Below are 9,220 nucleotides of genomic sequence, written 5' to 3'. Positions count from 1 at the left end.
TATAGGATTCTTGAAGAACCTAGTTCCTAATATTCTGTTTCAAATGAAGAAAAGGTCGTCTGAAAAGCCAAACGCAGTTTCAGACGACCTTTTGATTGTTGGGTTTTCAACCCAACCTACGGTTCCTAATGATTTTCAGATAAAAATAAAGAAATATCTTCTAACGCATCTTCAGCCCTACCTTGAAGCTCTGGATCATCTTGCTTTGAATGTAGTAAAGAAATAACTTTATCGTAATCACCGATATTTGAATGTAGCCTGGCGAGATGTCCGAAACAGGTTAGCGATAATCCGGCAATATCCAAGTCTTTATTTTTCGATAATTCCATCAATTTCTCAGAAATCCACGGTACTTCATATGCTTTGGAATTAAATACCATATCAAGAATGCCATCTATAACACTTTGTTTATCATCAGAAGAAATCAACTTTTCTGTTTTACTTTTATCAGTCATTTTTTAATTTTTCCTTTTGAATTAACTAATCCTGCTTTTTTTAAAGCATTTTTCTGATCGGTATGCAAATCTTGCCAACTTCTGACATGCCCGTGATATTCCGCAGAACCGTTATTAAAAGTTTGAGTTTTGTCTAATACAACGATTTCATTATTGGCTTTATCAACCCCAACTCTTCGAGGAGAAGTTGATTTAACTTGAACGGAATTATCAAGAGCTGCTTGTCCGTTTGTTGGTGCTCTACTTTTCACAGAATTATCATTTTTGCCATGATAAGAAGCGTCTTTATATCGTTGGTTGCCTTTACCATACGGACACTCATTATGAACCCAAACCCCTTCCGTTTCCGCCTTCTCACCCTTGACGAAGTAAGTATGCCAGTCGGCAACGGTCAGATTGTAGGCTTGCAGCGGTTCTTGTTTGACGGTAACGCTCTGAACGGTCTGCCCTGCACCGTTTTCGGCAAACAGCCTGCTTCCCGCTTTCAAATCTTCCGCTTTAATCCATTTGCCGTCCGAATAAAACGGGTGGATACGGTTGGAAACAAGGGTCTGTATTTTACCGAGGCCGTCTGAAACTTCAATGTAAACGGTTTCTTGATACGGATTGCCGTATCGGGCGGTAACGGGTTTGTATCCCGTTTCCCCGCTTGCCTCGTCCTTGGCAAAGACGCGGTCGCCGGCCCGGATACGTGCAATGGCTTTGTAGCCGTCTGCCGTTTTGACCAAGGTGCTGCCGTGGAAGGAGCAGGTGTAGGATTTTTGAAGAACTCAGTTCTCAATATTCCGTTTCAAATGAAGGAAAGGTCGTCTGAAAATTAAACACTGTTTCAGACGACCTTTTGATTGTTGGTTTCTTAACCTAATCTACGTTTGCAAGATTAATTCCTTTCTCCTGAATACCGCACCATTTATTTGGTTTAATTCTATAGAAGAATGGTTAGAATAAATACATTCAAAGTCAGCTTCGTCAAAATATTCTCCACACATAGACCATAACTCCGTAATCAAATATTCCATATCTTCATGGTCTTCTGTGATGACTTCTCTTGATAAATAAATTTTAATTTTAAAAACCTTTTCCCTTCATCGTAATCTACGGTAATTAACCTTATATCTGAGTGTATCATGCCCAGCATTGCTATATTCATACCAACTCGCAGCCAGCTTGGTAATATATTCATAACTATTTCACCTTCTTAATGTTTTTAGGGTTAGCTGGAACAATATGAACTCCATTTTTACCTGAATGAACTGTGCCAAAATTGGTACTTAATCCTGATTTCCCATCACTACCTATAGGATGCCCAAAATCAACAACAGGATTTCCTCTTGCTCCTTTAGAAATAACTGGATATTTACCTGAATGTATCCCACTCAACAATTCTTGAGGATTTATATTTTGATTTAAAGTACTCTTACCTTCAATGTAGTTTCTATGTCCTAGAATATGTTTTCCTTGAGCCCCATCATGAATTCCAGACCCAATAGATTTTGCTTTAAAATCAACATTGCGAGTTTGGAACATTTCTCCATCTACGGATTGAGATAATCTTAAAGCATTGTCATGTTTATAGAAATCTGAAAAATCTCTGCTGACATCAGCTTTCCCTGCTTTTGCCGCCTTCGTCAGGTTTTTGGCTTTGATATATGGCAGGGTGTTGGACATGGCTTCGACGGTTTCGGCGGCATTGGGATTTTCCGCCGTCCAATCGCGGACAGTTTTGCCGATTTTTTCTTCCGATTTTGCCAAACTCCTCAAATGGTCGATGGCGGCAATGGCGTTGTCCGGCGACATGGTGCTGATGGCCGCTGCAGTCGCCATATCGATGGCAAAACCCGTCCCTTGAACCGCATCGCCTACGCCGATGGCTTCTCCGGCGCTGAGAAAGGGATTGAGGGCGCCTGCGGCGACACCATTGATAAATTCCATGCTGTTACCCCAGCGGTTGAGCCCGGGGTTGTGTTCGAACATTTTTTTATTGGCTTCTCCGGCACGGTCGGAAAAATTTTTCGGTATGTTGCCGAATCTGTCCGCAAACCGTTGCTGCGTCGAGCGGTTGTCGTCGTGAACAACAGTCTGCCTCCTTACCTGGCCTTTCGCAACGTAGGAATAAATATCCCGGGCGCCGTGAGGTGCGGGGTAGCCGCCTCCCTGCGGGCCGTCGTAACCGTCGGCAGGGTGGTGTTCGTAGCCGTCCCATGACATGCTGGCAAAGGTCATGCCCGTACCGTCGATTACTTTGCCGCCTTTCCAACTGTCGCTTTTGCTGGCACTGTTGTCGAACGGGGAATGGACTTCATGTCCGTGTCCGGAAAAGCGGACGATATATCCGGGATTACTGAAGATGGTTGCGGTTTCCATCTGCAAATTGCCCGACCGTTGTGTGATGGTGGGCGAAATGGTCATCAGTCCGGTACGCTCGGCCACGGTTCCGCGTGCTTTGCCGAAGAGGTGGAATTTTTTGCCGGGGTCAAAATTCTCCCGTCGGAGCAAATCCTGCACTACAGGGTCGTTCCTTAAGTCCGCCGCGAGGGCGGGCTGCCCGAAGGCAGCCGCCGTTACGGCGCAGGCGGCAAGGAGGTTTGTCAGTCTGCGCAGCGGTTTCAAGGTTTATTCTCCTTCACGGCGGCGGATGACTTCGTCGCTGACATCAAGGTTTTGGGCATTGCCTTGTTTGAAGTCGGGACGGTTTTGGGCGGTTGTGTCGCCGTAGGGGGTGATGTCGGAGAAATCGACCATCAGGCCGTCTGAAGCTTTGACGGTTTTGCTGACTTTGTAAGGGCCGGTCCAAAGGGCGTATTTTTCTTTGTATTGGGATTCGTAGGCGGCAGAGGTAGGTTTGATCAGCAGTTTCCGGCTGTTGCGGTCGACGGCGAAATACTCGAGCTTGGTTTGGGCTTTAAGGGTTTCGGCGTTGTAGATGTGCAGTTCGGTACGGCTGCGGATGGTGCCGAATACGTCGACGGTTACGAATACGTCGGTGTCGGCGTATTCGGGAGGTACGACCTCGATGCCGCGCAGGTAGAAGATGGTTTGGACGAGGTTGGTCAGGAAGGAAACGTCGCGGGGGTTGGTAATCAGGGTTTCGTTGCGGTAGTCGCCCGTGCCGTTGACGGACAATCCGGCAGACCGTTCGCCTTTGCGTCCGTTGTTTCTGGTCAGGGCGGCAGCGGGGGCGTTCAAAAGCGATGTGGAAGTGGTAACGCTGGAGAGCGCGTCAGCTTTGGTAGTGGCAGTAGTATCGTAGGTGGGATAGGTGTATTGGGTGGCGCTGTCGGGGTTGTTTTGGTAGCCGCCGCGAATCAATGCGTCGATGGAGTAGCGTCCGCCGGTAATGTTGCCCGATCCTTGATCGCCCATGGTAGAAACGTAAAGGGCGACTTTTCGGCCTTTCAGGGCAGACAGATCCATTTCTTTGACGGCGGCACGGGACGAGGCGGCGACGAGTTCTTGTTCGACGGCAAAGCGTTTGCCGCCGCCGTGTGAAGGAATGCCGGTCAGTGTACCGCAGCCGGTGAGCAGGAGGGTGGATAGGGTAAGTGTAGAGAGAAGAATTTTCATGTTGTTCCTTAGATTTTGCGTATTAAAAAAACGGAGGTTGGTTAACCTTCCTTAGTTTAATTTAAATTTAAACAAAAAATGTAAAGAACAACATAAACGTTATATTTGTATATTTGAAGGACAAACGGATAAGGTCGTCTGAAAGTAGAAATTAATTTTTCAGACGACCTTTTGATCTTAATAAACCCGACGCGCGGGATACGGGCGCGGGTAAGGCGGGTAGGGATAGCCGTAGCGGTGTACCGGCTCGCTGTCCTGATAGATGACGGTCGTCCCCGGCGGGGCGTTGACGGTAACGGTTTTGTTGATGGTGGTTTGGGAATGGACGGGCAGGTCGAGGACGGCGGTGCGCCCGTAAGGGGTTTCGGTGTAGAAACAGCCGCCAAGTGCGGTCAGCGTGAAGGCGTAGAGCAGGGGCTTCTTCATGGGATTCCTTCATTCAAAACGAAACGGTAAGGGGTCGTCTGAAACGTGGTTTCGATAAGTTTGAAACCGTTTTTATAGTGGATTAAATTTAAACCAGTACGGCGTTGCCTTGCCTTGCCGTACTATCTGTACTGTCTGCGGCTTCGTCGCCTTGTCCTGATTTAAAGTTAATCCACTATAGGTTTCAGACGACCCTTTTTATCGCCAACATCCTTAACTTTAAATACGGCATATCGTCAAATTCCGTCATTCCCGCCCCCGCCTGCGCGAGGACAGGCTACGGTGGGAATCCATCGTAAAACTTGAGAAACCTTGATTTGAAAAACAGTTTCCAAATTTCAAAAATGGATTCCCACCGTAGCCTGTCCTCGCGCAGGCGGGGGCGGGAATGACGGCAACCGATAAGTTGCGCATCGAAAATAAAGTCATTTGACTATATCCGGCCGACGGGATGGGGCGGCGGTTTTTCAGACGACCTTCCCGCTTACCTTAACACGGTCTTCGTCCAGCGGCCGACCCATTGTTTCTGTTTGGTGTCGATGTCGTTGCGGCTGGGCGAGTCGGTGTGTTTCGGGGCTTGGGCGAACTCGAAGACTTTGGGCAGCGGCGTGTTTTTCACGGCGGGATAGACCCACATTTCGGTCGGCAGGGCTTTTTGCACTTCGCCGCTTTGCAGCCACTGTACGAGTTTTGCCGCCAACTCGGGCTGTTTTGCGCCTTTCAAGACTGCCGCGCCTTCGACTTGGCGGAACACGCCGCCTTTGAGGAAGAGGTTGCCGGTCGGCGGCACGCTATATTTGCCTTTGGAGTAGTGGACTTCGGCGGCGGGGCTGGCAGCGTAGCTGACGACGAGCGGGTAGGCGCCGCCGTTTTGGGTGAAGTCGGTGTAATAGGCTTCACTCCAGCCTTTGGCAACTTTCACGCCGTTTTGACGCATCTGCGCCCACCATTTGAACGCGCCCTCTTCGCCCATGCCGCCGATGTTCGCCATCAGGAAGGCAAGTCCGGGCGAGGAGGTGGCGGGCGAGGGCGTCACCAGCAGGTTTTTATATTCGGGGCGGGTCAGGTCCTGCAAGGTTTTGGGCAGCGGCAGTTTTTTCTGTTCAAACCATTTTTTGTCGTAGTTGAGGGTAACGTAGCCGTAATTGACCGCCGCGATGACGGGCATCCCCGCTGAAACGGGTGCGGATTTGGGCTGCGCCGCCGCCAATATGCCTGCTTCGCGCGCTTTGCCGATGTTGGCGTTGTCCAAACCGTAAACCGCGTCGGCAATCGGGTTTGCCTTGCTGAGAATCAGTTTGTTGAGCATTTCGTTGCCGCTGCCCGCTTTGATGACGGAGACTTTGGCATCGTTGGCTTTTTCAAACTGCGCGATGGCGGATTGGGGCAGGCTGAAGGATTTGTGTACGGCAAGGCGCACTTCAGTCTGGGCGGATAAGTTTGCCGAAGCCAGCAAGAGGGCGAGGGCGGATAATTTCAGTTTCATTCTCTAACCTTTGTACGGGTAAAATACGAAACATCATAACAAAATCCGCACCAACACACGACATGAACCTTTCCCCCGTTTGGCTCTTTGACCTCGACAATACGCTGCACAACGCCGATGCCGGCATTTTCTACATCATCAACCGCGCCATGACCGACTACATGGCGCAACGCCTCAAGCTCTCCGAAGAAGCGGCATCCGACCTGCGTCAGGACTATTGGCACCGATACGGCGCGACGCTTGCCGGCCTGCAAATCCACCATCCCGAAATCGACATCCGCGAGTTTCTGCGCGAAAGCCATCCCATCGCGCAAATCTTGGCAAAATTGGAGGGCATGGAGGGAACCGAAAGCGTTTTAGGTCGTCTGAAAGGACGCAAAGCCGTTTTTTCCAACGGTCCTTCGTTTTACGTCCGCGCCATCATCGGGGCATTGGGTTTGGAAAACCGTTTTGACGCACTCTTCGGCACGGACGACTTCGGGCTGCGCTACAAGCCCGACCCGCAAGCCTACCTGACCGTCTGCCGCCTGCTCGACGTTGCGCCCGAACAGTGCATCATGATCGACGACAGCGCGGACAACCTGCACCAAGCCAAAAAGCTGGGCATGAAAACCATATGGTTCGGCAGCAAAGCCCATCTCCTGCCCTTTACCGACGCCGTTGCAAAAGATATGCAGGCGCTCGCCGAATGTGCCGAAAAACTGTCGGCACTCGTCTGAAACCTTTACAATATCGGGTTTGAACAACGGCACCAAGCCGCCCGACCACAAGGACAACCATCATGCGATACACCGCCCTCATCCTCGCCGCCGCAGCCGCCCTGACCGGCTGTACCTGGGAAACCTACCAAAACGAATCCGGCCACACCTCCCTGCGCCCCAAATACGAAAAAGGCACGCGCATCTATTACGAAGACGGCACCTACTCCCGCGATATGCGTTACAACCAATACCGCCCCGAACGCCGCACCCTCAAACCGCTGCACGGCGACCAAGAAAACGTACGCGGCACGACATGGAACAAACCTCAAGGCGCCGGACACACCGCGCCCGAAACGCAAACTGAGGAATAATCCGCCCGTAGAGGTCGTCTGAAACCGTTTTTTCCGTTTCAGACGACCTCAAACATAACCGCCATCCCGTTCGTCCCATATCTGCCGTCCATCACAAGGAGAAAACCATGCGTTCCCTCGCCCTGATTTTCGTTACCGCCGCCATCCTGAGCGGCTGCACCACAGACCGCTACGACTTCGACAGCCGTCCCGCCGACACATCCGCGCGTACGCCCCTGAAACCGACCACACTCGACCGCTTGGAACGCGGCAGCCATGCCGACTCTTACCGGTTCACCCCCAAACCCAATAAACCATAACCCCCAAACGTCCGCACGCCAAACCCAAATAAAAAGGTCGTCTGAAACCCTAAACCCCGTTCAGACGACCCCTAAATACCCCCTTCATCAACATTGCATTCGAGAAAGTCCATCATGTCCGCCACACCCCTCAACATCGTCATCCTCGCCGCCGGCAAAGGCACGCGCATGTATTCCAAAATGCCCAAAGTGCTGCACCGAATCGGCGGCAAGCCCATGGTCGAGCGCGTTATCGACACCGCCGCCGCCCTGAATCCCCAAAACATCTGCGTCGTCATCGGACACGGCAAAGACCAAGTCTTAGACACCGTCAAACGCGACGTCGTTTGGGTCGAACAAACCGAACAACTCGGCACCGGCCACGCCGTCAAAACCGCCCTGCCCCACCTTGCCGCCGAAGGCCGCACACTGGTACTGTACGGCGACGTTCCCCTGATTGACACCGCCACCCTCGAAACCCTGCTCGAAGCCGCCGGCAGCGAAGTCGGACTGTTGACCGACGTTCCCGCCGACCCGACAGGCTTGGGCCGCATCATCCGCGACAGCCAAGGCAGCGTAACCGCCATCGTCGAAGAAAAAGACGCCGACGCCGCTCAAAAAGCCGTCCGCGAAATCAACACAGGCATCCTCGTCCTGCCCAACGCCAAACTCGAAAACTGGCTGAACAGCCTCTCCAGCAACAACGCCCAAGGCGAATACTACCTGACCGACCTCATCGCCAAAGCCGTTGCCGACGGCATCAAAGTCCATCCCGTCCAAGTGCGCGCCTCCCATCTCGCCGCCGGCGTGAACAACAAACTCCAGCTCGCCGAACTCGAACGTATCTTCCAAACCGAACAGGCGCAAGCCTTGCTCAAAGCAGGCGTTACCCTGCGCGACCCCGCCCGCTTCGACTTAAGGGGTCGTCTGAAACACGGACAAGACGTCGTGATTGACGTCAACGTCGTCCTCGAAGGCGACATCGAAATCGGTGACAACGTCGAAATCGGCGCAAACTGCGTCATCAAAAACGCCAAAATCGGCGCAAACAGCAAAATCGCCCCCTTCTCTCACCTCGAAGACTGCGAAGTCGGACAAAACAACCAAATCGGCCCCTACGCCCGCCTGCGTCCGCAAGCCCGCCTTTCAGACGACGTACACGTCGGCAACTTCGTCGAAATCAAAAACGCCGCCATCGGCAAAGGCACCAAAGCCAACCACCTCACCTACATCGGCGACGCCGAAGTCGGCAGCAAAACCAACTTCGGCGCAGGCACAATCATTGCCAACTACGACGGCGTGAACAAATACAAAACCGTCATCGGCGACGAAGTCCGCATCGGCTCCAACTGCGTCCTGGTCGCGCCCGTCACCCTCGGCAACAAAGTGACAACCGGCGCAGGCAGCACGATTACCCGCAACGTCGAAGACAACAAACTCACCCTCGCCCGCGCCCGCCAAACCGTGATCGAAGGCTGGGTGCGTCCGGAAAAAGGCGATAAGAAATAGAGTAGCAAACCGCCTTCCTCCTAGATTCGTATCAACCAAAAAGGTCGTCTGAAAACTTAAAACAACAAGTTTTCAGACGACCTTTCATTTAACTCTACAGGCTCGAAATAAACCCAGCCCGTAGCGTGGGCTTTTCCCACGAATCTATCATCCAATAATCAAAATCAGACAACAGCCGAATGGGCATACATTTGGGCTTTCATTTCGCGGGCAAAGCCCACGCTACTCGTTGCAGCAACAGCAACCTGTCCCTTCCCCCGTCTGGCGGGGGAAGGTTAGGATGGGGGTGGCTTCCGAGGTTTAGGTAAAATCAAATTCGTGCAAATCCGCAGAACCCCCCTCTCCCGCCAGACGGGAGAGGGGGCAGGTTGCAGATAAAAACGAGGTCGTCTGAAAACTTTGAGATTTGAGTTTTGGAGAAACAAACTCA

Annotated in this window: 10 protein-coding genes and 2 pseudogenes; 4 read left to right on the top strand and 8 right to left on the bottom strand. The window is 51.9% G+C overall.

What is annotated here, in order from left to right; genetic code table 11:
• Positions 1-125 precede the first annotated feature (125 nt).
• The 8 genes and pseudogenes from NSCA4_RS0109245 to NSCA4_RS0109215 all read right to left on the bottom strand — a co-directional run bounded on the left by NSCA4_RS0109245 (position 126) and on the right by NSCA4_RS0109215 (position 5,931).
• Complete coding sequence (locus tag NSCA4_RS0109245; protein WP_002221299.1) at positions 126-455, bottom strand: hypothetical protein; 330 nt, start codon at positions 453-455, stop codon at positions 126-128.
• Entirely contained in the window at positions 452-1,183 is a 732-nt protein-coding gene (locus NSCA4_RS0109240) for a polymorphic toxin-type HINT domain-containing protein (protein ID WP_016687865.1), read from the bottom strand. The genes NSCA4_RS0109245 and NSCA4_RS0109240 overlap by 4 nt, the downstream gene beginning before the upstream one ends.
• Before the next feature lie 168 nt (positions 1,184-1,351).
• A pseudogene (locus NSCA4_RS16295) lies at positions 1,352-1,638 on the bottom strand (MafI2 family immunity protein); the annotation flags it as partial.
• Positions 1,639-1,640: 2 nt separating this feature from the next.
• Positions 1,641-3,065, bottom strand: coding sequence for a MafB family polymorphic toxin (locus NSCA4_RS0109230; RefSeq protein ID WP_016687863.1), 1,425 nt, complete (start codon positions 3,063-3,065; stop codon positions 1,641-1,643).
• A gap of 3 nt (positions 3,066-3,068) precedes the next feature.
• Positions 3,069-4,019 carry a hypothetical protein gene (locus NSCA4_RS0109225; protein ID WP_016687862.1) on the bottom strand — a complete coding sequence of 317 codons (951 nt, stop codon included), beginning with the start codon at positions 4,017-4,019 and terminating at the stop codon, positions 3,069-3,071.
• 177 nt (positions 4,020-4,196) lie between these two features.
• Positions 4,197-4,445 (bottom strand): hypothetical protein, encoded by a 249-nt coding sequence (locus NSCA4_RS0109220; RefSeq protein WP_016687861.1) that lies wholly within the window; start codon positions 4,443-4,445, stop codon positions 4,197-4,199.
• Positions 4,446-4,520: 75 nt separating this feature from the next.
• Positions 4,521-4,637, bottom strand: a pseudogene (locus NSCA4_RS16385) (IS5/IS1182 family transposase); the annotation flags it as partial.
• 292 nt (positions 4,638-4,929) lie between these two features.
• Positions 4,930-5,931, bottom strand: coding sequence for a thiamine ABC transporter substrate-binding protein (locus NSCA4_RS0109215; RefSeq protein ID WP_016687860.1), 1,002 nt, complete (start codon positions 5,929-5,931; stop codon positions 4,930-4,932).
• A gap of 62 nt (positions 5,932-5,993) precedes the next feature.
• Between NSCA4_RS0109215 and NSCA4_RS0109210 the strand changes: the two genes are divergently transcribed.
• From NSCA4_RS0109210 to glmU, 4 genes are all read left to right on the top strand, one after another.
• On the top strand, positions 5,994-6,650 hold the full coding sequence (locus NSCA4_RS0109210; protein ID WP_016687859.1) for a pyrimidine 5'-nucleotidase: 657 nt from the start codon (positions 5,994-5,996) through the stop codon (positions 6,648-6,650).
• Positions 6,651-6,712: 62 nt separating this feature from the next.
• The gene (locus NSCA4_RS0109205) at positions 6,713-7,003 is read left to right on the top strand and encodes a hypothetical protein (RefSeq protein WP_016687858.1); all 291 of its coding nucleotides are present in this window, start codon (positions 6,713-6,715) and stop codon (positions 7,001-7,003) included.
• A gap of 107 nt (positions 7,004-7,110) precedes the next feature.
• On the top strand, positions 7,111-7,302 hold the full coding sequence (locus NSCA4_RS0109200) for a hypothetical protein (protein WP_016687857.1): 192 nt from the start codon (positions 7,111-7,113) through the stop codon (positions 7,300-7,302).
• Between the two features lie 114 nt (positions 7,303-7,416).
• Positions 7,417-8,790: a bifunctional UDP-N-acetylglucosamine diphosphorylase/glucosamine-1-phosphate N-acetyltransferase GlmU gene (glmU, locus tag NSCA4_RS0109195; protein WP_016687856.1), complete on the top strand. Its 1,374-nt coding sequence runs from the start codon at positions 7,417-7,419 to the stop codon at positions 8,788-8,790.
• Positions 8,791-9,220: the final 430 nt, after the last annotated feature.

Origin of the sequence: Neisseria sicca 4320 (assembly GCF_000193735.1) — a bacterium.
Lineage (GTDB): Bacteria > Pseudomonadota > Gammaproteobacteria > Burkholderiales > Neisseriaceae > Neisseria > Neisseria sicca_E.
The sequence above is the reverse complement of the archived record's forward strand: the minus strand, read 5'-3'. Positions and strand labels throughout refer to the sequence as shown.

Bases quoted from the DNA above. Each gene is read 5' to 3' on its own strand.
- NSCA4_RS0109245 (WP_002221299.1), bottom strand. From the start codon at position 455: ATGACTGATAAAAGTAAAACAGAAAAGTTGATTTCTTCTGATGATAAA.
- glmU (WP_016687856.1), top strand. From the start codon at position 7,417: ATGTCCGCCACACCCCTCAACATCGTCATCCTCGCCGCCGGCAAAGGC.
- NSCA4_RS0109210 (WP_016687859.1), top strand. From the start codon at position 5,994: ATGAACCTTTCCCCCGTTTGGCTCTTTGACCTCGACAATACGCTGCAC.
- NSCA4_RS0109205 (WP_016687858.1), top strand. From the start codon at position 6,713: ATGCGATACACCGCCCTCATCCTCGCCGCCGCAGCCGCCCTGACCGGC.
- NSCA4_RS0109200 (WP_016687857.1), top strand. From the start codon at position 7,111: ATGCGTTCCCTCGCCCTGATTTTCGTTACCGCCGCCATCCTGAGCGGC.
- NSCA4_RS0109220 (WP_016687861.1), bottom strand. From the start codon at position 4,445: ATGAAGAAGCCCCTGCTCTACGCCTTCACGCTGACCGCACTTGGCGGC.
- NSCA4_RS0109215 (WP_016687860.1), bottom strand. From the start codon at position 5,931: ATGAAACTGAAATTATCCGCCCTCGCCCTCTTGCTGGCTTCGGCAAAC.
- NSCA4_RS0109225 (WP_016687862.1), bottom strand. From the start codon at position 4,019: ATGAAAATTCTTCTCTCTACACTTACCCTATCCACCCTCCTGCTCACC.